The following is a 24,380-nucleotide window of genomic DNA, read 5'->3' as shown; positions in this document are numbered from 1 at the left end:
CCTTAGGGTTATTTGCCGTCTTTACCAACGTGCAGAATGGCGAGGAACGCTTCCTGCGGCAGCTCAACGTTACCGACCTGCTTCATACGCTTCTTACCTTCTTTCTGCTTCTGCAGCAGCTTTTTCTTACGGCTGACGTCGCCGCCGTAGCATTTCGCCAGGACGTTTTTACGCAGCTGTTTCACCGTAGAGCGCGCGATAATGTGGTTACCGATGGCCGCCTGAATCGCGATATCGAACTGCTGACGCGGAATCAGATCTTTCATCTTTTCCACCAGCTCGCGGCCGCGATACGGCGCGTTATCGTTGTGGGTGATCAGCGCCAGCGCATCGACGCGCTCACCGTTGATCAGCACATCGACGCGAACCATGTTCGACGCCTGGAAGCGTTTGAAGTTGTAGTCCAGCGACGCATAGCCGCGGGAGGTGGACTTCAGGCGGTCGAAGAAGTCGAGAACCACTTCCGCCATCGGAATTTCATAGGTCAGCGCCACCTGTTTACCGTGGTAAACCATGTTGGTCTGCACCCCACGCTTCTCGACACACAAGGTAATCACGTTGCCGAGGAACTCCTGCGGCAGCAGCATGTGACACTCGGCGATCGGCTCGCGCAGCTCCTGAATATTATTCAGCGGCGGCAGCTTGGACGGGCTGTCGACGTAGATAACTTCTTTGGAGGTGGTCTCTACTTCGTAGACTACCGTTGGCGCGGTGGTGATCAGGTCGAGATCGTATTCACGCTCCAGACGCTCCTGAATGATCTCCATGTGCAGCAGGCCGAGGAAGCCGCAGCGGAAGCCGAAGCCCAGCGCGGTAGAGCTTTCCGGCTCGTAGAACAGAGAGGCATCGTTAAGGCTCAGTTTGCCCAGCGCGTCGCGGAAAGCTTCATAATCATCGGAGCTCACCGGGAACAGGCCGGCATACACCTGCGGTTTCACCTTCTTAAAGCCAGGCAGCGCTTTGTCTGCCGGGTTGCGGGCGGCGGTCAGGGTATCGCCCACCGGCGCGCCGAGGATGTCTTTGATCGCGCAGACCAGCCAGCCTACCTCGCCGCATTTCAGCTCGGTACGGTCAACCTGTTTCGGGGTGAAGATGCCCAGACGATCAGCGTTATAGACCTGGCCGGTGCTCATGACCTTGATCTTGTCGCCCTTGCGCATGGTGCCGTTTTTAATCCGCACCAGCGACACCACGCCGAGGTAGTTATCGAACCAGGAGTCGATAATCAGCGCCTGCAGCGGCGCGTCCGGATCGCCTTCCGGCGGCGGGATATCGCGCACCAGACGCTCCAGCACGTCGGTCACGCCGACGCCGGTTTTCGCTGAGCAGCGCACCGCGTCGTGGGCGTCGATCCCGACGATATCTTCAATCTCGTCCGCTACGCGCTCAGGGTCGGCCGCAGGCAGGTCGATCTTGTTGAGTACCGGAACCACTTCGAGATCCATCTCCATGGCGGTGTAGCAGTTGGCCAGGGTCTGGGCTTCTACCCCCTGCCCGGCGTCTACCACCAGCAGCGCGCCTTCGCACGCGGCAAGAGAACGGGAAACTTCATAAGAGAAGTCCACGTGGCCCGGGGTGTCGATAAAGTTCAGCTGGTAGGTCTCACCGTCGCTGGCCTTATAGTCCAGGGTGACGCTCTGCGCCTTGATGGTGATCCCGCGTTCGCGCTCAAGATCCATGGAGTCCAGAACCTGGGCTTCCATTTCACGATCAGAAAGGCCACCGCAAATCTGGATGATACGGTCAGACAGCGTCGACTTACCGTGGTCGATGTGAGCGATGATCGAAAAGTTACGTATATTCTTCATATTTAGAGTTAATTATGCCTTACGAGTATCATGAGGCCGCTGTACTGTGCCTGACGTTTTTTAATCCGAAAACGCCGCATTCTACACTACATCCGCGAAACCAGGAAATGCTGTTAGATCCAGCATACCCGCAGAAATTGTGGCGTTGTAACAGGAAAGGTAAATAAAGATAAGGGCCAGTGAAATCACTGGCCCATGTCGGAGGAAGGCGTATCAACACGCAGCAGATCCGGCGGCAGTGCGACGTTCAAAATCACCGGCTGCCAGGACTGACGTGCCGCCAGTCGCGGCGACAGACCGCGCGCCACCAGGAAGCCGCCGACGCCGCCCAGCAGCGCGCCGCAAAGTGACGCAATATCGCTGGCAAACAGCACCTGAAAAATAGACGCCATTACAAACAGCCCCGCCAGCGGCGCCATATACACCAGCATCGCTGAGCCCAGCAGGCTGCTTTCAGCGATCCCCAGCTCCACTTTTTGCCCCGCTGCCAACGGCTGCTCGCAGGGCACGCTAATGGTATGGCTGGTCTGCGGCCCCAGCTTGTTTAGCACCCGGCTACCACAGCCGGCACGGGAGGCGCAGCTGCTGCAGGAGGCTTTAACGTCGCAGTGCACCTGCGCCACGCCGTTATGCCAGGAAACCACGGTAGCCCACTCTTTAATCATTGTACTGCCTTGAATTTAATACTGTCAGAGATACGCTTCGCCGTCTGCGGCGGCAGCTCGCCCACTACGGTTATCTCCGCGTTATCGCGCACCGTCGTGCTGACGGTGCGTCGGCCGGTGCGCAACAGCTGGTCGCTGCTGGCCGCCGTGGCGCGGTTGATATTGATCGAGAAGCTGAACAAGCCGTCGGAATAGAGACGTGATTCTACCGGACCGTCAAAGGTGGGAAGACGGCGCTGGCTGCTGGAAACCTCAGTCACGCCCTGCGGGAGCCACGTCGGCGCCCAGTTGAAGTTGGCTTTGTCGCCTCCTTCAGGCACCGACAGCTGCGGCGGCAAATTCGCTTTTGCCAGCGTCTCCATGCTGGCGCTGACGTTATCGCCAACATTGAAGGAGACAACCCGGAACTGCTCCAGCGTTTCCCCGTCGCGGTCGAGCAAATCGACGCGTAGCGGCAGCTTAGTTTCAGCATCCAGCCAGGCGATAAAGCTGTAGCGCGTGCCGTCGCGAGCCACGACGCGGATCACGTCGCAGAGGCGGTCAGCGATACGGGTACGGCCCACGGAAATAAAATCATACGCCGCGGAGAGGCGTTTGAAATCGCTATATACCAGCGATGGCAGCGAATCGACGATATAGTCGCCGTTCAGGGTGAACGGATCGAGACCGGGTTCAAAATAGCTGATTTCCGTGCCGCGCAGGACCACTTCCCGGCGCGGACCGTCCAGCTGCAGCAACTGCGCCAGCGGTTGGTTGTTCAGTCGCGCGTGACGATAGCGCAGCGACTCAACGCCTTGTTTGCTGATGCTAACAAAAGACAGCTCATAATTGAGAGACTGGCTGGCCAGGTTCATCTGCTGCAACAACGCCCCGGACGATGTATCAGCCGAGGCGTTGACAGAGAACAACAGGCTGCCTGCCATGAGCGACATGGCACACCAAAGTTGCTTCATTACTGCGATTGTGTTCCTAAAGTTTGATAGCCCGGTACCTGGACTGCGGCCTGCTGAGTCTGGGCCTGGCCAAACTGAAGCTGCTCAGCGTGCAGGCGGCGCTGCAGTTCGTAGTCCTGCAGCATGGCGTTAATTCGGCGGCGCTGTTCCTGGACCTGCGCCTGCTGGCCGCTTCCCGCTGACGCGTCAGCCGGCACGCCAAGACTTACCGGGCTTGCTTTACCCATCATGGGCAGCGTATTGAACACCGGCGCTTCTGGCTGCTGAGCGGAATCAGACTGACCATTATAGTGCTGGACGCCGACGATAACCGCAAGCGATACACAGGCGGCAACGCCCATTTGAGTCAGGGAGCTGGCCCACGGACGCACCTTGTTCCAGAACGGCATCTGCCGCCACTGATGCGGTGCGGGCTGAGATTCAGGAATAAGCGGAGCCGTCTGACGAACGGGCTCATTTTCAATGGCGGCCATCACCCGGGCGGAGATATCAAATTGCAGCACCTCAGCGGTATCGCCACGCAGCGTATCGCGGATAAGGTGATAACTCTCCCAGGTTTTTTGCATCTCAGAAGAACGACTCAGCTCGTTGAGCAGTTCGTTATCCAGCGTTTCACCATCCATTAAAGCCGAAAGTTTTTCTTTCTGCATGCCTGATACCCTTTTCCAGTATTCCGCTATCGTCAACGCCTGATAAGCGGTTGAACTTTATTATCAATAGCTTCTCGCGCCCGGAAGATACGCGAACGCACCGTCCCAACCGGACAATCCATGATAGCGGCTATCTCTTCATAGCTCAGGCCATCCAGCTCCCGTAACGTAATTGCCATGCGTAAATCTTCCGGGAGCGATTCAATGGTACGAAAAACTATTTGTCTCAGTTCTTCTGACAACATTAAGTTCTCAGGGTTCGAAATTTCTTTCAACGCCCCGCCGCTTTCGAAGTTTTCCGCCTCGTTGGCGTCAACATCGCTGGACGGCGGACGGCGCCCCTGAGCAACCAGATAATTCTTCGCCGTGTTGACGGCGATACGGTATAACCAGGTGTAAAAAGCGCTATCTCCCCGGAAAGAGTCCAGCGCACGCCATGCCTTAACGAACGATTCCTGAACAACGTCAGCGATATCGCCCGGCGGTACATAGCGGGAAACCAGGCTCGCGACCTTATGCTGATAGCGCACTACCAGCAAATTAAACGCTTTCTGATCTCCTTTCTGGACCCGTTCAACAAGGACCTGATCCGTTAACTGCTCGCTCATCCGAGGTAATGTCTCCCCAAACCCAATTCCCATGCGTCTTCAAAACACCACCCAAAATCTGCATTATGAGCAAGCTGACTGTTGGAGTGCATGAAAACAATAAAGTTCCGTTACGCTTTTTGTTTTTTGTCTGGCAACGGCGGCAGATCGTTATCAATCATTATATGCCCAGGTTGCTAAACGATAGGTAAGTCAATAAGAAAAAGCGCAGGCCCGTCTGAAGGGTATCGTAACACGCCGTTTATTTCACTATAAAATCCAATGCCATCAACCTTCCCCGCATCTCATTTTCAGCGCGCAAGACGCCGTTTCCGTTCGCCTTTTGTTTAGCCGTCACAACAGCAGACAAAAAAATTGTACGATTCCTCACGGACCGGTGCTATTGTGAGCTAAATGTGTTTAGTAAATTAAACAAAGACAATGAATACCACTCCTGACTTCTCTTGTGATGTGTTGATTATCGGCAGCGGCGCTGCCGGTCTTTCCCTTGCCCTGCGCCTGGCTGAGCACAGTTCGGTGACCGTGCTGAGTAAAGGGCCGATCAGCGAAGGTTCGACGTTCTACGCCCAGGGTGGGATTGCCGCCGTCTTCGATGAGACGGACAGTATTGAATCCCATGTCGAAGATACCCTCATCGCCGGCGCGGGACTCTGCGATCGTCATGCGGTCACCTTCGTCGCCAGCAACGCCCGATCATGCGTCCAGTGGCTTATCGATCAGGGAGTGCTGTTTGACACCCAGGTCCAGGCCAATGGCGAAGAGAGCTATCATCTCACGCGCGAAGGGGGGCACAGCCATCGGCGCATTCTTCACGCCGCCGACGCCACCGGCAAAGCGGTAGAGACGACGCTGGTCGATAAAGCGCTTGCCCATCCTAATATCCGCATCCTTGAGCGCAGCAATGCCGTCGATTTGATCGTATCGGATAAGATTGGCCTGCCGGGCACCCGCCGGGTGGTCGGGGCATGGATCTGGAATCGTAATAAAGAGCGGGTGGAAACCTGCAGCGCGAAAGCCGTAGTACTCGCTACCGGCGGGGCCGCGAAGGTTTACCAATATACCACTAACCCCGACGTCTCTTCCGGAGACGGGATTGCGATGGCCTGGCGGGCGGGATGTCGGGTGGCGAATCTGGAGTTTAACCAGTTCCACCCCACCGCGCTATATCACCCCCAGGCGCGTAATTTCCTGCTTACTGAAGCGCTGCGCGGCGAAGGCGCCCACCTTAAACGCCCGGATGGCACCCGCTTTATGCCGGACTTTGACGAGCGCGGCGAGCTGGCCCCGCGCGATATCGTCGCCCGCGCCATCGACCATGAAATGAAGCGCCTGGGCGTAGACTGTATGTTCCTTGATATCAGCCATAAACCCGAGGCGTTTGTTCGCCAGCATTTCCCGATGATTTATGAAAAGCTGCTCGGCCTGGGAATTGATTTAACCAAAGATCCGGTGCCGGTCGTCCCCGCCGCGCATTACACCTGCGGCGGCGTGATGGTGGATGATAATGGCCGCACCGACGTCGATGGTTTATACGCCATCGGCGAAGTCAGCTACACCGGGCTGCACGGCGCGAATCGTATGGCGTCGAACTCGTTGCTGGAGTGCCTGGTCTATGGCTGGTCCGCCGCGGAGGATATTACCCGGCGCCTGCCGCTCGCCCAGAAGGTCGCCACGCTGCCAGCTTGGGATGAAAGTCAGGTGGAGATCCCGGATGAACTGGTGGTTATCCAGCACAACTGGCACGAACTGCGCCTGCTGATGTGGGATTACGTGGGGATTGTGCGCACCACCCGCAGGCTGGAGCGCGCCCTGCGGCGCATTACCATGCTCCAGCAGGAGCTGGATGAGTATTACGCCCGCTTCCGCGTCTCGAATAATTTGCTGGAACTGCGCAATCTGGTGCAGGTGGCGGAGCTTATCGTACGCTGCGCGATGTTGCGTAAGGAGAGCCGCGGTCTGCATTATACCCTCGACTATCCGCAGCCGCTGCCTGACAGCGGCCCGTCGATACTCTCGCCCCTGGCTCACATAAAGAGATAAAAGTCCTCGGTCAGAGCGGTAAAGCCTTCCGAATATTGCTGCTCTGGCCCGCGGATCGCCAGCCTGTCGCTGAAACACTCCCCTGCCGTCGGGGAGAAAGCCAGCAGCACCCGATGCGGCGGTCGCAGCTCGGTCTCCGCCACGTCAGTACGCAGTCGCAGATGCCAGCCCATCGCCCTTGCCCGTTCGATGAACGCATTACCAATATCCACCGGCAACACCACGCAAAAAAAACCTTCTTCGGTAATATGCTCTGCGGCACAGGTCAGCAGGGAGGCGTGATCGAGCGTCGTGGTGTACCGCGCCTGCTCTCGCTGCGAGGTCGCGCATGGCACGCCTTCGGCAAAAAAGGGCGGATTACTGATTATCAGTTCATAGCGTCGAGTTTGCGACGGCTGCCACTGATGAATATCGGCCTGCCAGACCTCAATCCGCGAAGCCCACGGCGACGCGAGGGCGTTTTCCCGCGCCTGAGCGGCGGCCTCTTCGTCCAGTTCTACCGCCTCGACATGCACATCATCTCCGGTACGCTGCGCGAGCATCAGCGCCAGCAAGCCGCTGCCCGCGCCAATATCCAGCACATGCTTCACTCCGGCAATCGGCGCCCAGGCGCCCAGCAAAATGCCGTCGGTACCCACCTTCATGGCGCAGCGATCGTGAGCGACAAAGAACCGTTTGAAGGTAAAACCATTGCGCGGCAGCGCAAACTTCGACTGAGACATCCTCAATAACCTTGCCGACAAAAACTCCTGAACCTAAGGCTATGCACAATACCGGAGAACAGATAGCCTTACAAACAGATGAACATTACGTCAGTAACGTCTATAATCGGCGGCCCACTCAGAGGTAGAACATGACTGTAACGACTTTTTCCGAACTTGAACTCGACGAAAACCTGCTGGAAGCCCTCCAGGATAAAGGTTTCACTCGCCCGACAGCCATTCAGGCCGCCGCTATTCCGCCTGCGCTCGATGGCCGTGACATTCTCGGTTCAGCGCCGACCGGCACCGGTAAAACGGCGGCGTATCTGCTGCCAGCGTTGCAGCACCTGCTCGATTTCCCGCGTAAGAAATCCGGCCCGCCGCGCATTCTTATCCTGACGCCGACCCGTGAGCTGGCGATGCAGGTGGCCGACCACGCCCGCGAGCTGGCGAAGCATACCCATCTGGACATTGCTACCATTACCGGCGGCGTGGCGTACATGAACCACGCGGAAGTGTTCAGCGAAAACCAGGACATCGTAGTCGCCACCACCGGTCGCCTGCTGCAATATATTAAAGAAGAGAATTTCGACTGCCGCGCCGTCGAGACCCTAATCCTCGATGAAGCCGACCGCATGCTGGATATGGGTTTTGCCCAGGATATCGAAACCATCGCCGGTGAAACTCGCTGGCGCAAGCAGACTATGCTGTTCTCAGCGACGCTGGAAGGCGATGCGATCAAAGACTTTGCTGAGCGTCTGCTGGAGGAGCCGGTTGAAGTTTCCGCCAATCCGTCAACCCGCGAGCGTAAGAAAATCCATCAGTGGTACTACCGCGCCGACGATATCGAACATAAAACCAAACTGCTGGTGAATCTGTTGCAACAGCCGGAAGCCACCCGCGCTATCGTGTTTGTGCGTAAGCGCGAGCGCGTGCATGAGCTGGCTAACTGGCTGCGTGAGGCCGGGATTAACACCTGCTGGCTGGAAGGCGAGATGGTGCAGGCCAAGCGAAACGAAGCTATCAAGCGCCTGACCGACGGCCGCGTCAACGTGCTGATCGCCACCGACGTCGCTGCCCGCGGTATCGATATTCCGGACGTCAGCCACGTCTTTAACTTCGATATGCCGCGTACCGCGGATACCTACCTGCACCGTATCGGTCGTACCGGCCGCGCCGGTAAAAAAGGGACCGCCATTTCTCTGGTCGAGGCTCATGACCACCTGCTGCTGGGTAAGATTGGTCGCTATATTGAAGAGCCGTTGAAAGCCAGAGTTATCGATGAACTGCGCCCGACGACCCGTGCGCCGAGCGAGAAGCTGACGGGTAAGCCATCGAAGAAAGTGCTGGCGAAGCGTGCGCAGAAGAAAAAAGATGAAAAAGAGAAACCGCGGGTGAAGAAGCGCCACCGCGATACGAAAAATATCGGTAAGCGCCGGAAGCCAAGCGCGGCCGGGACGCCATCAGCGTCCAGCGATGAGTAAAAAAAACGCCGGGATATCCCGGCGTTTTCACATCTGGCGTTAGCCTTACAGGCTTTCGGTAAAGGTACGGGCGATAACGTCGCGCTGCTGTTCCGGCGTCAGAGAGTTGAAGCGTACCGCGTAGCCGGAAACACGAATGGTCAGCTGCGGATATTTTTCCGGATGCTCAACCGCGTCCAGCAGGGTTTCGCGACGCAGCACGTTAACGTTCAGGTGCTGACCGCCTTCGACGCGCACTTCCGGTTTCACGTCCACCGGGATTTCACGGTATTCGATTTCACCCAGTTTGCTTACCGCAACCACATCATCTTCCGCAAAACCACCTTTGGCGCACAGGCAGCGCGCTTCGCCTTTTTCGCTATCCAGCAGCCAGAAAGAGTTGAGCAGGTCGTCGTTTACCGCTTTAGTAATTTGGATACCAGTAATCATTTGATGCCTCCCAGGCAGTGTTTATTCGATTTTGGCCTCTTCGCGGCCAATTGGTAAAACCATTGTTGTATGAGTGTATATATATCAGCCGCACCCTCGGCATTCCTTGATATAAATCAATAAAAACCACTCACCCAACGTGGGTATAGGAGGTTTTTATTGTTTTACATCAAGTTACGCCATTGTGAGCTATAAATAATTTTGTAAATTTTCAATTTTTTTTGCATAAAAGCCGGCATCAAGCCGTGCCGATTTTGTTCTATAGAAAGAAGCCGTTAAGCTATAGCGATGACCCTTTTGCAGGAGAGCAAGATGACCACCCCTTTAACCTGGCATGACGTGCTGGCGGATGAAAAGCAACAACCCTATTTTCTCAATACTCTGAAGACCGTCGCCGAAGAGCGCCAGTCCGGGATCACCATCTATCCGCCGCAAAAAGACGTCTTCAATGCGTTTCGCTTTACTGAACTGGGCGATGTCAAAGTCGTCATTCTCGGCCAGGACCCCTATCACGGCCCGGGTCAGGCCCACGGTCTGGCGTTCTCAGTTCGTCCGGGCGTCGCGATCCCGCCTTCGTTGCTGAATATGTATAAAGAGCTGGAGGCCACGATCCCCGGCTTTACCCGCCCCACCCACGGTTATCTCGAAAGCTGGGCACGACAGGGCGTGCTGCTGCTGAATACGGTCCTGACCGTCCGCGCCGGACAGGCGCACTCGCACGCCAGTCTGGGCTGGGAGACCTTTACCGATAAGGTTATCGCTTTAATCAATGAGCATTGCGAGGGAGTAGTTTTTCTGCTGTGGGGCTCCCATGCGCAGAAGAAAGGCGCGATTATCGATCGTCAGCGCCACTGCGTGCTGAAGGCGCCGCATCCATCACCGCTCTCTGCGCATCGCGGCTTCTTTGGCTGCAACCATTTCGTACAGACCAACCAGTGGCTGGTTGACCGCGGCGAAACGCCGATCGACTGGATGCCGGTCCTTCCCGCTGAAAGCGAGTGATTGACAGCCATAAAAAAAAGCCAGCATCAGCTGGCTTTTTTGCATTCAGGCAGGCGAATCACGCCTTGTTCTGACGCCACCATTCCGCCAGCAGGACGCCGGTCGCCACAGAGACGTTCAGGCTTTCGACGTTGCCGGTACCGTCGATGGCAACGCTGAGATCGGCGCTGGAAATCGCCGCATCGGACAGACCATCACGTTCCTGGCCTAACGCCAGCACCATTTTCTTCGGCAGCTCGGCTTTAAACAGCGGGGTACCATTATGGCTGGACGTTGAGACAATCGCGTAGCCCGCTTTGCGGAACTGATCGAGGGTATCGATAAAGCTGTCGCCGGTGATCGGTTCAACATGCTCCGCACCGCCCTCCGCCGTACGGATCGCCGCCCCGGACTCCAGCACGCCGGCATCCTGAACCACCACGCCCTTCACGCCAAAGTGCGCGCAGCTGCGCATGATCGCCCCGAGATTATGTGGGTTACCCACATCTTCCAGCGCCAGAACGCAATCTTCTTCCCCGGCCTTCGCGACCCATTGAGCAACAGAAGTGCCGTGGCGTTTTTTGATCAGGAAGCAGACGCCGCCGTGATGCTCGGTGCCGGAGGCTTTCGCCAGCTCGGCTTCGTCCACCACGTGATAGGCCTTACGGTTGGCCGCCATCCAGCGCAGCGCCTCTTTAAAGCGCGGCGTCACGCTCTGAATAAACCAGGCGCGAACGATAGCTTCCGGACGGCTCTGGAACAGCGCCTGGCAGGCGTTTTCGCCATATACGCGGGTCTCTTCCGCACGCTGACGACGCAGCACTTCCGGATCGATAAAGCTCTTCCCGCTGATCCCGCCGTGATCTTCTTTTACCGGCGTCTCATCGCCAGGAGCGCGGGAAACGGTACGCCACGGAGACGCATCGTCGCGATGAAAATCATCGCGTTTGCGCTCGTCACGCTTACGGTCGTCACGTTTGCGATCGTCGCCGCGGCTGTTTCGTTCGTCACGCGCAGGGCGGCTGCGGCCGTCAACACGAGATTTTCCTGGACGACCTCCCCCTTTCCCGGTACGTGGGTTATGGGTGCGTTTGTCAGAATCATCATCACTGCGGACATACATCACTTTGACCTTGCCGCTTTTATTTTTCAGTTCGTCGCTCATCAATTTTCTCCACCTGCGCTGCGCGAAGCGCGCAGATTACCCGATGTGCCATCGCTTCGCCATGATTTCGTTTAAAAGCCGGCCTCTATTGCACTCATCGAACAAAACGCATTGTCCTCAAATAACACTTCATCGATAATATGTAACATCACAGAAACATATCGGCCACGTGCCACGTTGCAACCCATAACCAGAGGTTAGTTATGAATACCGTTTGTGCCAGTTGTCAGGCTCTGAACCGCCTCCCGGACGATCGTAGCGCGGATGGCGCAAAGTGCGGACGCTGCGGTCACGATCTTTTTGACGGCGACGTCATCAACGCGACCGGGGCAACGCTGGATAAACTCTTGAAGGACGATCTGCCGGTCGTTGTCGATTTCTGGGCGCCATGGTGCGGACCCTGCCGTAGCTTCGCGCCGATCTTTGAAGACGTCGCGGAAGAGCGTAGCGGGAAGATGCGTTTTGTGAAAGTCAACACCGAAGCGGAACGTGAGCTTAGCGCCCGGTTTCGTATCCGCAGCATCCCGACCATTATGATGTTCAAAAATGGCGAAGTGATCGACATGCTCAATGGCGCAGTGCCAAAAGCGCCATTCGATAGCTGGCTTAACGAAGCCGGCCAACAATAACCCTTCCGGGGCACCGCTTGTGCCCCGTTTTCACCTCTGCGACAATAGCGTTTTTCACTAGCGACTCCCATGACTGATAACGCTGTCCTTCGCCTGCGCGCCGAACGTCTCGCGCGAGCTACCCGCCCTTTCCTTGCGCGCGGTAATCGCATCCGCCGCTGCCAGCGCTGTCTGCTGCCGCTCAAGCAGTGCCTGTGCGCCACGTTAACCTCAGCGCAGGCCGCCAGCCGCTTCTGCCTGGTGATGTTTGATACGGAACCGATGAAGCCCAGCAACACTGGCCGGCTCATCGCCGATATTCTGCCAGATACCGAAGCGTTTCAGTGGTCGCGTACCGAACCGCCGCAGGCGCTGCTCGATCTGGTCGCCCATCCTGATTATCAGCCCATGGTCGTATTTCCGGCCTCCTATGCCGGGCCGGATCGCCAGGTCCTGAGCGCGCCGCCGTCCGGTAAACCCCCGCTGTTTATCATGCTCGACGGCACCTGGACCGAAGCGCGCAAAATGTTCCGTAAGAGTCCTTATCTCGACGCGCTGCCGATTATCTCCGTCGATCTGTCGCGCATCTCTGCCTACCATCTGCGCGAGGCGCACGCCGACGGACAATATTGTACCGCGGAAGTGGCCATCGCCCTGCTGGATCTGGCGGGCGATGCCCCGGCCGCCGCTGCGCTTGGCGAGCACTTCACCCGCTTCCGGACCCGCTATCTGGCGGGAAAAACCCAGCATAAGGGCAGTATCACAGCGGGCCAGGTGGAAAACGTTTAAAATCATTCGGTCACTGGGATGAAAGGAGACCGGTATGAGCCAACGAGGCCTGGAAGCGCTGCTGCGACCAAAGTCCATCGCCGTTATTGGCGCATCAATGAAGCCGCAGCGAGCTGGCTATCTCATGATGCGCAACCTGTTAGCCGGCGGCTTCAATGGCCCGGTGATGCCGGTCACCCCCGCCTGGAAGGCGGTTCTTGGGGTACTGGCATGGCCTACCATCGAGAGTCTGCCGTTTACCCCGGATCTGGCGGTGCTCTGTACTAACGCCAGGCGTAATCTCGAATTGCTCGAAGCCTTAGGGCAAAAAGGCTGCAAGACCTGCATCATCCTCTCTTCGCAGCCGGAACAGTACCCGGCGCTGCTCGAATGCGCCGCGCGCTATCAGATGCGTCTGCTCGGCCCCAACAGTCTCGGACTGCTGGCCCCATGGCAAGGGCTGAACGCCAGCTTTTCACCGGTGCCGATCCATCGCGGTAAACTGGCCTTTATCTCGCAGTCGGCCGCCGTCTCCAATACTATCCTTGACTGGGCGCAACAGCGCGAGATGGGTTTTTCCTACTTCATCGCCCTGGGCGATAGCCTGGATATTGATGTCGATGACCTGCTGGACTTTCTGGCCCGCGACAGCAAGACCAGCGCCATTTTGCTGTACCTCGAGCATCTCAGCGACGCGCGCCGCTTTGTCTCCGCCGCGCGCAGCGCTTCGCGAAACAAACCTATCCTGGTGATTAAAAGCGGCCGTAGTCCGGCGGCGCAGAAGCTATTGCACGCCAATTCCGGGATGGACCCGGCATGGGATGCGGCCATTCAGCGCGCTGGTCTGCTGCGGGTGCAGGATACCCATGAGCTGTTCTCTGCGGTGGAAACGCTCAGCCACATGCGCCCGCTGCGCGGTGAAAAACTGATGATCGTCAGCAACGGTGCGGCGCCGGCGGCGCTGGCGCTGGATGAGCTTTGGTTGCGAAACGGTAAGCTGGCGACTCTCAGCGAGGAGACGCGCGACGCCCTGCGCCAGGCGTTGCCGGTTGGCGTGGAGATCGCCAACCCGCTGGATCTACGCGATGACGCCAGTAGCGAACACTATCAGCGGGCGGTGAATGTTTTGCTCAACAGTCAGGACTATGACGCGCTGCTGGTGATCCACTCTCCCAGCGCCGCCGCGCCGGGCACCGAGAGTGCCCTGGCCCTGATTGACGCTCTGAAGCATCACCCGCGCGGTAAATATGTCACCGTGCTGACCAACTGGTGCGGCGAATTTTCCTCGCAGGAAGCGCGACGTTTATTCAGCGATGCCGGCCTCCCTACCTACCGTACGCCGGAGGGCACGATCACCGCTTTTATGCATATGGTGGAATACCGTCGCAACCAGAAACAACTGCGCGAGACGCCGGTGCTACCAGACTCCTTAACCGCCAATACCAGCGAGGCGCATGCTCTGCTGCAGCAAGCGATAGAAGACGGCGCCACCACGCTGGATACTCACGAGGTCAGCCCGGTGCTTCGGGCCTATGGCATCCACACGCTGCCAACCTGGATTGCCGCTGACAGCGCGGAAGCGGTGCATATCGCTGAGCAGATAGGCTATCCGGTTGCGCTGAAGCTGCGTTCTCCGGATATCCCGCACAAATCAGAAGTACAGGGGGTCATGCTCTATTTGCGTACCGCCGCCGAGGTGCAGCAGGCTGCAGATGCGATGATCGATCGCGTCAAACTGGCCTGGCCCCAGGCGCGCATTCATGGATTGCTGGTGCAAAGCATGGCCAATCGCGCTGGCGCCCAGGAGCTAAGAGTAGTGGTTGAGCACGATCCCGTCTTCGGCCCGTTGATTATGCTAGGCGAGGGCGGCGTGGAGTGGCGGGCCGAGGACCAGGCCGCCGTGGCGCTGCCGCCGCTGAATATGAACCTGGCGCGTTATCTGGTGATCCAGGCGATCAAAAATAAGAAGATCCGCGGCCGCAGCGCCTTGCGCCCGCTGGATATCGCTGGCTTAAGCCAGCTGCTGGTTCAGGTCTCGAACCTGATCGTCGACTGCCCGGAGATCCAGCGCCTGGATATTCATCCCCTGCTCGCCTCCGGCAACGAGTTTACGGCGCTGGACGTTACCCTGGGGCTTGCTCCCTTCAGCGGCGACAGTGAAAGCCGTCTCGCTATTCGTCCCTATCCGCACCAACTGGAGGAGTGGGTGGTGATGAAAAATGGCGATCGCTGTCTGTTCCGGCCGATCCTCCCGGAAGATGAGCCACAGTTGCTCGCATTTATCGCCCAGGTCACCAAAGAAGATCTCTATTATCGCTATTTTAGTGAGATCAACGAATTTACCCATGACGACTTAGCCAATATGACCCAGATCGACTACGATCGAGAAATGGCGTTCGTTGCCGTCAGGACCAGCGCAGAGAAGAGCGAGATCCTCGGCGTGACGCGGGCGATCTCCGATCCCGATAATATTGACGCCGAGTTTGCCGTTCTGGTCCGTTCAGATTTAAAAGGGTTAGGCCTGGGGCGAAGGTTGCTGGAAAAGCTGATCGCCTATACGCAAAGCCATGGCCTGCAGCGCCTTAATGGTATTACGATGCCAAATAACCGAGGCATGATAGGCCTCGCCAGAAAGCTGGGATTCACCGTCGATATTCAGCTGGAAGATGGGATTGTCAGCCTGTCGCTGCCCCTGAATCAGGGATAATCGCGCGACGCTGACCGCAATTGTTGACCACATTAGCGGGTAGTAATGGTATTATTGCCCGCTTACGTCGTCTGCATGGTACAGAAGACCCTTCAATAAACAGAGAAGAAACGCACTGTGATGTTGTCAAAATTTAAGCGTAATAAACATCAACAACACCTTGCCCAACTCCCTAAGCTTTCTCAGTCAGTTGATGATGTAGAGTTCTTTTACGCCCCTGCGGAATTCAGGGAAGCGTTACTGACCCGGATTGCCCACGCCACTCAGCGTATATGCATTATTGCGCTCTATCTGGAGCAAGATGATGGCGGAAAAGGAATTTTGCAGGCCCTTTATGACGCCAAACGCCAGCGTCCGGAACTGGATGTCCGCGTTCTGGTGGACTGGCACCGCGCTCAGCGTGGCCGTATCGGCGCCGCCGCCTCTAATACCAATGCCGACTGGTATTGTCGGATGGCCAATGAAAATCCAGGGGTAGATATCCCCGTTTACGGCGTGCCGATTAACACCCGGGAGGCGCTCGGCGTTCTCCATTTCAAAGGCTTTATTATTGATGACTGCGTCCTCTACAGCGGCGCCAGCCTGAATGATGTTTATCTGCATCAGCATGATAAGTATCGCTATGATCGCTATCAGTGCATCCGTAACGGCAAAATGGCGGACATCATGTTCGACTGGGTCGACAACAATCTGGTTCAGGGGCGCGGCGTTAACCGTCTCGACAGACCGGATCGGCCAAAAAGCCCGGAAATCAAAAACGACATTCGCCAGTACCGTCAGGAGCTCCGCGACCGCAGCTACCATTTTGTCGGCACCGCTGGTGACGAAGAACTCTCCGTCACCCCGCTGGTAGGCCTGGGTAAATCGAGCCTGCTGAATAAAACCATCTTTCACCTGATGCCCTGTGCCGAACACAAGCTGACGATCTGCACCCCCTACTTCAACCTCCCTGCCGTACTGGTAAGAAATATCATCCAGCTGCTGCGCGACGGAAAACAGGTGGAGATTATTGTCGGCGATAAAACGGCTAACGATTTCTACATTCCTGAAGATCAGCCGTTTAAAATCATCGGCGCCCTTCCCTATCTGTATGAGATCAACCTGCGGCGTTTCCTCAGCCGGCTGCAGTATTATGTCAATACCGATCAGCTGATCGTCCGCCTGTGGAAGGATGATGATAACAGCTACCACCTGAAAGGCATGTGGGTTGACGATGAGTGGATGCTGCTCACTGGCAACAACCTGAACCCGCGCGCCTGGCGGCTCGATCTGGAAAACGCCATTCTGATCCACGATCCAAAGCGGCAGTTGGGGGCCATGCGGGAGAAAGAGCTGAAGCTCATCCGCACCCACACCACGGTAGTGAAACATTATCGGGATCTGCAAAGTATCGCCGACTATCCGGTGAAAGTGCGAAAACTGATCCGCCGCCTGCGGCGGATCCGCATTGACCGGCTGATCAGCCGTATTCTCTGACTATCAGCCCCGCCTCGACGGGGCTTTTTTCTGGAAGCGCTATGCGTACGATAATAGTGATTGCTTCGCTGCTGTTAACCGGCTGCAGCCACATGGCAAATGATGCATGGTCCGGTCAGGACAAAGCCCAGCATTTTCTGGCCTCAGCGATGCTCTCTGCCGCTGGCAATGAATATGCGCAACATCAGGGTTACAGCCGGGACCGCAGCGCCGCTATCGGCCTGATGTTTTCCGTCAGCCTTGGCGCCTCAAAAGAGCTTTGGGACAGCCGCCCGGCTGGGAGCGGCTGGAGCTGGAAGGATTTTGCCTGGGATGTCGCCGGCGCGACCACCGGCTACGCTGTATGGCAGTTGGCTCATCAGTAAGCGTTACAGACGCAACCCCTTCCCTTTGCGATGCAACATCAGGGAGACAAGGAAGGCAATGGCGGCCATCACCGTCACATACCAGTAGAACGCGTGCTCTATCCCTGCCGACTTAAGCGACAGCGCGACGTACTCCGCAGAGCCGCCGAACAATGCGTTCGCGACGGCATAGGACAACCCGACCCCAAGCGCGCGAACCTGAGCCGGGAACATCTCTGCTTTCAGGATGCCGCTGATCGAGGTATAGAAACTGACAATCAGTAAGGCGCAGATCACCAGGCCGAAGGCGGCATAGGGTGAGCTCACTTTTTGCAAGGCGCTGAGAATAGGCACGGTAAATAACGTCGCCAGCACGCCAAAGCACAGCATGGAGGTCCGGCGGCCAACTTTATCCGAGAAGGCGCCGAATAGCGGCTGAACCAGCATATAAACGAACAGCGCCGCGGTCATGATCACGCTGGCGGTGCTGGCCGTCATGCCCGCCGTGTTGACCAGATACTTTTGCATATAGGTGGTGAAGGTGTAGAAGGTCAGCGATCCGGCGGCGGTAAAGCCTAACACCATCGCAAAGGCCCGGCGATTGCGCCACAACCCTTTAAATGAGCCAGCCTCTTTCAGCGCCCGGGTCTCCTGCTTCGAGGTTTCGTCCAGCTGGCGACGCAGCCACAGCGCGACGATAGCCAGTACCGCCCCGAGGGCAAAAGGAATACGCCATCCCCAGGCATGGAGATCTTCATCGCTAAGCACCTGCTGGAGCGCCACAACCACTAATACAGCCAGCAGTTGACCACCAATCAGCGTAACGTACTGGAAGGAGGCATAGAAGCCTTTCTTACCCTCCACCGCGACTTCACTCATATAGGTCGCACTGGTGCCGTATTCTCCGCCAACAGACAGCCCCTGGAACAGACGCGCCAGCAGCAGCAGCGCCGGGGCCCAGGTGCCGATCACCGCATAACCCGGCAGACAGGCAATCACCAGTGAGCCAAAGCACATCATGCAGACCGAGATAAGCATGGACGTTTTACGTCCCCGGCGGTCAGCGATCCGACCAAACAGCCATCCACCGATAGGACGCATCAGAAATCCGGCGGCAAATACGCCTGCCGTTTGCAGCAGTTGGGTGGTGGTATTTCCGGATGGAAAGAAGATGTGCGCGAAATAGAGCGAGCAGAATGAGTAAACGTAAAAATCAAACCATTCAACCAGATTCCCCGAGGAAGCGCCAACAATTGCCCAAATACGACGACGGGTATCGGCCAGTTCCGGCGCGCCCCGTTCGGTAATGCTACTTTCTGTCATTGTTATATTGCTCCAGCAAAGACTGCAATCTGTCTTGTCGGGCGTACCACGTCACGCAGACAAATTAATTAGTAAACTAAATGTTATATAATTGTTATTTTTTTATATGTGATTGGATTCACATTTTTTTTCGCAAGCACGGTTTTCGCGATCATCGCCAGCGCAGGGGCAGGGAAAAAGTGGATTATGGCGAAGGGATTGCCATGACGGGGTTTTATTTTGCGTTGAAAGGAGATAATGGAGCGAACATGGCGTAATTTTCGCCGGAGGCGGTGCTGCGCACTTTTTCCGGGGTACGGTTTTGTAGCCCCGGTAAGCGCAGCGCCACCGGGTGAGATATACCGGCACGCTGGCCGGACGCCAGAAACGCAAAAAGCCCATCCGACAGGATGGGCTCTTCACTTGTTTGATGCCTGGCAGTTCCCTACTCTCACATGGGGAGACCCCACACTACCATCGGCGCTACGGCGTTTCACTTCTGAGTTCGGCATGGGGTCAGGTGGGACCACCGCGCTAGTACCGCCAGGCAAATTCTGTTTTATCAACACGTCTCACCAACGTATCGATTAATCTGTATCAGAGCTGAAAATTCTCAAATCCGCCAAAACATCTTCGGCGTTGTAAGGTTAAGCCTCACGGTTCATTAGTACCGGTTAGCTCAACGCATCGCTGCGCTTACACACCCGGCCTATCAACGTCATCGTCTTTAACGTTCCTTCAGGAGACTTAAAGTCTCAGGGAGAACTCATCTCGGGGCAAGTTTCGTGCTTAGATGCTTTCAGCACTTATCTCTTCCGCATTTAGCTACCGGGCAGTGCCATTGGCATGACAACCCGAACACCAGTGATGCGTCCACTCCGGTCCTCTCGTACTAGGAGCAGCCCCCCTCAATTCTCCAGCGCCCACGGCAGATAGGGACCGAACTGTCTCACGACGTTCTAAACCCAGCTCGCGTACCACTTTAAATGGCGAACAGCCATACCCTTGGGACCTACTTCAGCCCCAGGATGTGATGAGCCGACATCGAGGTGCCAAACACCGCCGTCGATATGAACTCTTGGGCGGTATCAGCCTGTTATCCCCGGAGTACCTTTTATCCGTTGAGCGATGGCCCTTCCATTCAGAACCACCGGATCACTATGACCTGCTTTCGCACCTGCTCGCGCCGTCACGCTCGCAGTCAAGCTAGCTTATGCCATTGCACTAACCTCCTGATGTCCGACCAGGATTAGCTAACCTTCGTGCTCCTCCGTTACGCTTTGGGAGGAGACCGCCCCAGTCAAACTACCCACCAGACACTGTCCGCAACCCCGGTCAGGGGCCAACGTTAGAACATCAAACATTAAAGGGTGGTATTTCAAGGTTGGCTCCACGCAGACTGGCGTCCACGCTTCAAAGCCTCCCACCTATCCTACACATCAAGGCTCAATGTTCAGTGTCAAGCTATAGTAAAGGTTCACGGGGTCTTTCCGTCTTGCCGCGGGTACACTGCATCTTCACAGCGAGTTCAATTTCACTGAGTCTCGGGTGGAGACAGCCTGGCCATCATTACGCCATTCGTGCAGGTCGGAACTTACCCGACAAGGAATTTCGCTACCTTAGGACCGTTATAGTTACGGCCGCCGTTTACCGGGGCTTCGATCAAGAGCTTCTCCTTACGGATAACCCCATCAATTAACCTTCCGGCACCGGGCAGGCGTCACACCGTATACGTCCACTTTCGTGTTTGCACAGTGCTGTGTTTTTAATAAACAGTTGCAGCCAGCTGGTATCTTCGACTGGTCTCAGCTCCACCCGCAGGGGCTTCACCTACACACCAGCGTGCCTTCTCCCGAAGTTACGGCACCATTTTGCCTAGTTCCTTCACCCGAGTTCTCTCAAGCGCCTTGGTATTCTCTACCTGACCACCTGTGTCGGTTTGGGGTACGATTTGATGTTACCTGATGCTTAGAGGCTTTTCCTGGAAGCAGGGCATTTGTTACTTCAGCACCGTAGTGCCTCGTCATCACACCTCAGCCTTGATTATCCGGATTTGCCTGGATAACCAGCCTACATGCTTAAACCGGGACAACCGTCGCCCGGCTAACATAGCCTTCTCCGTCCCCCCTTCGCAGTAACACCAAGTACAGGAATATTAACCTGTTTCCCATCGACTACGCCTTTCGGCCTCGCCTAGGGGGTCGACTCACCCTGCCCCGATTAACGTTGGACAGGAACCCTTGGTCTTCCGGCGAGCGGGCTTTTCACCCGCTTTATCGTTACTTATGTCAGCATTCGCACTTCTGATACCTCCAGCATGCCTCACAGCACACCTTCGCAGGCTTACAGAACGCTCCCCTACCCAACAACACATAGTGTCGCTGCCGCAGCTTCGGTGCATGGTTTAGCCCCGTTACATCTTCCGCGCAGGCCGACTCGACCAGTGAGCTATTACGCTTTCTTTAAATGATGGCTGCTTCTAAGCCAACATCCTGGCTGTCTGTGCCTTCCCACATCGTTTCCCACTTAACCATGACTTTGGGACCTTAGCTGGCGGTCTGGGTTGTTTCCCTCTTCACGACGGACGTTAGCACCCGCCGTGTGTCTCCCGTGATAACATTCTTCGGTATTCGTAGTTTGCATCGGGTTGGTAAGTCGGGATGACCCCCTAGCCGAAACAGTGCTCTACCCCCGAAGATGAGTTCACGAGGCGCTACCTAAATAGCTTTCGGGGAGAACCAGCTATCTCCCGGTTTGATTGGCCTTTCACCCCCAGCCACAAGTCATCCGCTAATTTTTCAACATTAGTCGGTTCGGTCCTCCAGTTAGTGTTACCCAACCTTCAACCTGCCCATGGCTAGATCACCGGGTTTCGGGTCTATACCCTGCAACTTAACGCCCAGTTAAGACTCGGTTTCCCTGCGGCTCCCCTATACGGTTAACCTTGCTACAGAATATAAGTCGCTGACCCATTATACAAAAGGTACGCAGTCACACCCGAAGGTGCTCCCACTGCTTGTACGTACACGGTTTCAGGTTCTTTTTCACTCCCCTCGCCGGGGTTCTTTTCGCCTTTCCCTCACGGTACTGGTTCACTATCGGTCAGTCAGGAGTATTTAGCCTTGGAGGATGGTCCCCCCATATTCAGACAGGATACCACGTGTCCCGCCCTACTCTTCGAGTTCACAACCTGTGCATTTTGGTGTACGGGACTATCACCCTGTACCGTCGGACTTTCCAGACCGTTCCACTAACACACAAGCTGATTCAGACTCTGGGCTGCTCCCCGTTCGCTCGCCGCTACTGGGGGAATCTCGGTTGATTTCTTTTCCTCGGGGTACTTAGATGTTTCAGTTCCCCCGGTTCGCCTCGTTAACCTATGTATTCAGTTAACGATAGTGCAACGAATTGCACTGGGTTTCCCCATTCGGACATCGCCGGTTATAACGGTTCATATCACCTTACCGACGCTTTTCGCAGATTAGCACGTCCTTCATCGCCTCTGACTGCCAGGGCATCCACCGTGTACGCTTAGTCGCTTAACCTCACAACCCGAAGATGTTTCACTTCTGATTGCGAAAATTTGAGAGACTCGAACACACATTGACTGTGTGTCGTTTCAATTTTCAGCTTGATCCAGATTTTTAAAGAGCAAATATCTCAAACATCACCCGAAGATGAGTTTTGAGATAGTTCGGCACGCGTCTTTCACTCACGAACCAGCAAGTGGCGTCCCCTAGGGGATTCGAACCCCTGTTACCGCCGTGAAAGGGCGGTGTCCTGGGCCTCTAGACGAAGGGGACACTGAAGTCTCAATCGCAAGACGCCTTGCTTCTTTACGTTCATCAGACAATCTGTGTGAGCACTACAAAGGCAGGTTCTTTAAGGTAAGGAGGTGATCCAACCGCAGGTTCCCCTACGGTTACCTTGTTACGACTTCACCCCAGTCATGAATCACAAAGTGGTAAGCGCCCTCCCGAAGGTTAAGCTACCTACTTCTTTTGCAACCCACTCCCATGGTGTGACGGGCGGTGTGTACAAGGCCCGGGAACGTATTCACCGTAGCATTCTGATCTACGATTACTAGCGATTCCGACTTCATGGAGTCGAGTTGCAGACTCCAATCCGGACTACGACATACTTTATGAGGTCCGCTTGCTCTCGCGAGGTCGCTTCTCTTTGTATATGCCATTGTAGCACGTGTGTAGCCCTGGTCGTAAGGGCCATGATGACTTGACGTCATCCCCACCTTCCTCCAGTTTATCACTGGCAGTCTCCTTTGAGTTCCCGGCCGGACCGCTGGCAACAAAGGATAAGGGTTGCGCTCGTTGCGGGACTTAACCCAACATTTCACAACACGAGCTGACGACAGCCATGCAGCACCTGTCTCACAGTTCCCGAAGGCACCAATCCATCTCTGGAAAGTTCTGTGGATGTCAAGACCAGGTAAGGTTCTTCGCGTTGCATCGAATTAAACCACATGCTCCACCGCTTGTGCGGGCCCCCGTCAATTCATTTGAGTTTTAACCTTGCGGCCGTACTCCCCAGGCGGTCGATTTAACGCGTTAGCTCCGGAAGCCACGCCTCAAGGGCGCAACCTCCAAATCGACATCGTTTACGGCGTGGACTACCAGGGTATCTAATCCTGTTTGCTCCCCACGCTTTCGCACCTGAGCGTCAGTCTTTGTCCAGGGGGCCGCCTTCGCCACCGGTATTCCTCCAGATCTCTACGCATTTCACCGCTACACCTGGAATTCTACCCCCCTCTACAAGACTCTAGCCTGCCAGTTTCGAATGCAGTTCCCAGGTTGAGCCCGGGGATTTCACATCCGACTTGACAGACCGCCTGCGTGCGCTTTACGCCCAGTAATTCCGATTAACGCTTGCACCCTCCGTATTACCGCGGCTGCTGGCACGGAGTTAGCCGGTGCTTCTTCTGCGGGTAACGTCAATCGCTAAGGTTATTAACCTTAGCGCCTTCCTCCCCGCTGAAAGTGCTTTACAACCCGAAGGCCTTCTTCACACACGCGGCATGGCTGCATCAGGCTTGCGCCCATTGTGCAATATTCCCCACTGCTGCCTCCCGTAGGAGTCTGGACCGTGTCTCAGTTCCAGTGTGGCTGGTCATCCTCTCAGACCAGCTAGGGATCGTCGCCTAGGTGAGCCGTTACCCCACCTACTAGCTAATCCCATCTGGGCACATCTGATGGCATGAGGCCCGAAGGTCCCCCACTTTGGTCTTGCGACATTATGCGGTATTAGCTACCGTTTCCAGTAGTTATCCCCCTCCATCAGGCAGTTTCCCAGACATTACTCACCCGTCCGCCGCTCGTCACCCGAGAGCAAGCTCTCTGTGCTACCGCTCGACTTGCATGTGTTAGGCCTGCCGCCAGCGTTCAATCTGAGCCATGATCAAACTCTTCAATTTAAGTTTGATGCTCAAAGAATTAAACTTCGTAATGAATTACGTGTTCACTCTTGAGACTTGGTATTCATTTTTCGTCCGAGGACGTTAAGAATCCATGTCACTTTGAGTGCCCACACAGATTGTCTGATAAATTGTTAAAGAGCAGTTGCGACGCGCTTTAGCGCTCTGTCGCGAGGTCCCGTATAATACGTTTTCCTCATTCAGAGTCAAGCGCTTATTTTGCTTTTCTCTGTCGGCTTTCAACGTCGATTTCCGTCGTTGAA

18 protein-coding genes, 1 tRNA gene and 3 rRNA genes are annotated in these 24,380 nt (G+C 56.0%); 8 read left to right on the top strand and 14 right to left on the bottom strand.

Annotation, left to right across the window (positions count from 1 at the left end; all coding sequences use genetic code 11):
* Nucleotides 1-8: 8 nt before the first annotated feature.
* The 6 genes from lepA to rseD form a co-directional block, all read right to left on the bottom strand.
* Nucleotides 9-1,808 (bottom strand): translation elongation factor 4, encoded by a 1,800-nt coding sequence (lepA, locus tag AB1E37_RS06105; RefSeq protein WP_002914069.1) that lies wholly within the window; start codon nucleotides 1,806-1,808, stop codon nucleotides 9-11.
* Nucleotides 1,809-1,993: 185 nt separating this feature from the next.
* A complete protein-coding gene (gene rseC, locus AB1E37_RS06100; protein ID WP_004144354.1) occupies nucleotides 1,994-2,473 on the bottom strand; it encodes a SoxR-reducing system protein RseC in 480 nt (159 codons plus the stop codon).
* A complete protein-coding gene (gene rseB / locus AB1E37_RS06095) occupies nucleotides 2,470-3,426 on the bottom strand; it encodes a sigma-E factor regulatory protein RseB (protein ID WP_002914070.1) in 957 nt (318 codons plus the stop codon). The genes rseC and rseB overlap by 4 nt, the downstream gene beginning before the upstream one ends.
* Nucleotides 3,426-4,076 (bottom strand): anti-sigma-E factor RseA, encoded by a 651-nt coding sequence (gene rseA / locus AB1E37_RS06090; protein WP_002914072.1) that lies wholly within the window; start codon nucleotides 4,074-4,076, stop codon nucleotides 3,426-3,428. Before rseA ends, rseB begins: the two co-directional genes overlap by 1 nt.
* Before the next feature lie 32 nt (nucleotides 4,077-4,108).
* Nucleotides 4,109-4,684, bottom strand: a complete 576-nt coding sequence (gene rpoE, locus AB1E37_RS06085; protein ID WP_002914074.1) for an RNA polymerase sigma factor RpoE — start codon at nucleotides 4,682-4,684, stop codon at nucleotides 4,109-4,111.
* Complete coding sequence (gene rseD / locus AB1E37_RS06080) at nucleotides 4,681-4,776, bottom strand: rpoE leader peptide RseD (RefSeq protein ID WP_121980491.1); 96 nt, start codon at nucleotides 4,774-4,776, stop codon at nucleotides 4,681-4,683. Before rseD ends, rpoE begins: the two co-directional genes overlap by 4 nt.
* 328 nt (nucleotides 4,777-5,104) lie before the next feature.
* Between rseD and nadB the strand changes: the two genes are divergently transcribed.
* Nucleotides 5,105-6,724 carry an L-aspartate oxidase gene (gene nadB, locus AB1E37_RS06075; protein WP_004144357.1) on the top strand — a complete coding sequence of 540 codons (1,620 nt, stop codon included), beginning with the start codon at nucleotides 5,105-5,107 and terminating at the stop codon, nucleotides 6,722-6,724.
* On the opposite strand, the gene AB1E37_RS06070 is transcribed toward nadB, so the two are convergent.
* On the bottom strand, nucleotides 6,709-7,446 hold the full coding sequence (locus AB1E37_RS06070) for a tRNA1(Val) (adenine(37)-N6)-methyltransferase (RefSeq protein ID WP_002914079.1): 738 nt from the start codon (nucleotides 7,444-7,446) through the stop codon (nucleotides 6,709-6,711). The genes nadB and AB1E37_RS06070 overlap by 16 nt on opposite strands.
* A 131-nt stretch (nucleotides 7,447-7,577) precedes the next feature.
* Here AB1E37_RS06070 and srmB point away from each other — a divergent pair, with 131 nt between their 5' ends.
* On the top strand, nucleotides 7,578-8,909 hold the full coding sequence (gene srmB / locus AB1E37_RS06065) for an ATP-dependent RNA helicase SrmB (protein ID WP_002914082.1): 1,332 nt from the start codon (nucleotides 7,578-7,580) through the stop codon (nucleotides 8,907-8,909).
* Between the two features lie 45 nt (nucleotides 8,910-8,954).
* Here the strand turns inward: srmB and grcA are convergent, their stop codons facing one another.
* The gene (grcA, locus tag AB1E37_RS06060; protein ID WP_032447902.1) at nucleotides 8,955-9,338 is read right to left on the bottom strand and encodes an autonomous glycyl radical cofactor GrcA; all 384 of its coding nucleotides are present in this window, start codon (nucleotides 9,336-9,338) and stop codon (nucleotides 8,955-8,957) included.
* A 312-nt stretch (nucleotides 9,339-9,650) separates the two neighbouring features.
* Here grcA and ung point away from each other — a divergent pair, with 312 nt between their 5' ends.
* Entirely contained in the window at nucleotides 9,651-10,340 is a 690-nt protein-coding gene (gene ung, locus AB1E37_RS06055) for a uracil-DNA glycosylase (RefSeq protein WP_002914088.1), read from the top strand.
* Nucleotides 10,341-10,398: 58 nt separating this feature from the next.
* Here ung and AB1E37_RS06050 read toward each other — a convergent pair whose 3' ends face one another.
* Nucleotides 10,399-11,484: a tRNA/rRNA methyltransferase gene (locus AB1E37_RS06050; protein WP_004174810.1), complete on the bottom strand. Its 1,086-nt coding sequence runs from the start codon at nucleotides 11,482-11,484 to the stop codon at nucleotides 10,399-10,401.
* Nucleotides 11,485-11,687: 203 nt separating this feature from the next.
* Between AB1E37_RS06050 and trxC the strand changes: the two genes are divergently transcribed.
* The 5 genes from trxC (at nucleotide 11,688) to AB1E37_RS06025 (ending at nucleotide 17,408) form a co-directional block, all read left to right on the top strand.
* Nucleotides 11,688-12,113 (top strand): thioredoxin TrxC, encoded by a 426-nt coding sequence (gene trxC / locus AB1E37_RS06045; RefSeq protein ID WP_002914091.1) that lies wholly within the window; start codon nucleotides 11,688-11,690, stop codon nucleotides 12,111-12,113.
* A gap of 69 nt (nucleotides 12,114-12,182) precedes the next feature.
* Nucleotides 12,183-12,881, top strand: coding sequence for a tRNA-uridine aminocarboxypropyltransferase (gene tapT / locus AB1E37_RS06040; protein ID WP_002914092.1), 699 nt, complete (start codon nucleotides 12,183-12,185; stop codon nucleotides 12,879-12,881).
* Nucleotides 12,882-12,915: 34 nt separating this feature from the next.
* On the top strand, nucleotides 12,916-15,567 hold the full coding sequence (gene pat, locus AB1E37_RS06035; RefSeq protein WP_004149373.1) for a protein lysine acetyltransferase: 2,652 nt from the start codon (nucleotides 12,916-12,918) through the stop codon (nucleotides 15,565-15,567).
* Nucleotides 15,568-15,687: 120 nt separating this feature from the next.
* Nucleotides 15,688-17,043 carry a CDP-diacylglycerol--serine O-phosphatidyltransferase gene (pssA, locus tag AB1E37_RS06030; RefSeq protein WP_004180947.1) on the top strand — a complete coding sequence of 452 codons (1,356 nt, stop codon included), beginning with the start codon at nucleotides 15,688-15,690 and terminating at the stop codon, nucleotides 17,041-17,043.
* Nucleotides 17,044-17,084: 41 nt separating this feature from the next.
* Nucleotides 17,085-17,408, top strand: a complete 324-nt coding sequence (locus AB1E37_RS06025) for a YfiM family lipoprotein (RefSeq protein ID WP_002914095.1) — start codon at nucleotides 17,085-17,087, stop codon at nucleotides 17,406-17,408.
* Between the two features lie 3 nt (nucleotides 17,409-17,411).
* Here AB1E37_RS06025 and AB1E37_RS06020 read toward each other — a convergent pair whose 3' ends face one another.
* The 5 genes from AB1E37_RS06020 to AB1E37_RS06000 form a co-directional block, all read right to left on the bottom strand.
* Nucleotides 17,412-18,710 (bottom strand): MFS transporter, encoded by a 1,299-nt coding sequence (locus tag AB1E37_RS06020; RefSeq protein WP_004144368.1) that lies wholly within the window; start codon nucleotides 18,708-18,710, stop codon nucleotides 17,412-17,414.
* A gap of 411 nt (nucleotides 18,711-19,121) precedes the next feature.
* A 5S ribosomal RNA gene (gene rrf / locus AB1E37_RS06015) occupies nucleotides 19,122-19,237 on the bottom strand.
* A gap of 95 nt (nucleotides 19,238-19,332) precedes the next feature.
* A 23S ribosomal RNA gene (locus tag AB1E37_RS06010) occupies nucleotides 19,333-22,234 on the bottom strand.
* Nucleotides 22,235-22,416: 182 nt separating this feature from the next.
* Nucleotides 22,417-22,492, bottom strand: a tRNA-Glu gene (locus AB1E37_RS06005).
* A gap of 85 nt (nucleotides 22,493-22,577) precedes the next feature.
* Nucleotides 22,578-24,117: ribosomal RNA gene (locus AB1E37_RS06000) — 16S ribosomal RNA — on the bottom strand.
* Together the 16S, 23S and 5S rRNA genes with 1 tRNA gene alongside form the textbook arrangement of a ribosomal RNA operon.
* Nucleotides 24,118-24,380 lie beyond the last annotated feature (263 nt).

It is taken from the genome of Klebsiella sp. Shm-1, assembly GCF_040804525.1.
GTDB lineage: Bacteria > Pseudomonadota > Gammaproteobacteria > Enterobacterales > Enterobacteriaceae > Klebsiella > Klebsiella pneumoniae.
Note: the sequence above shows the minus strand (reverse complement) of the source record. Positions and strands in the feature narration are given on the sequence as shown.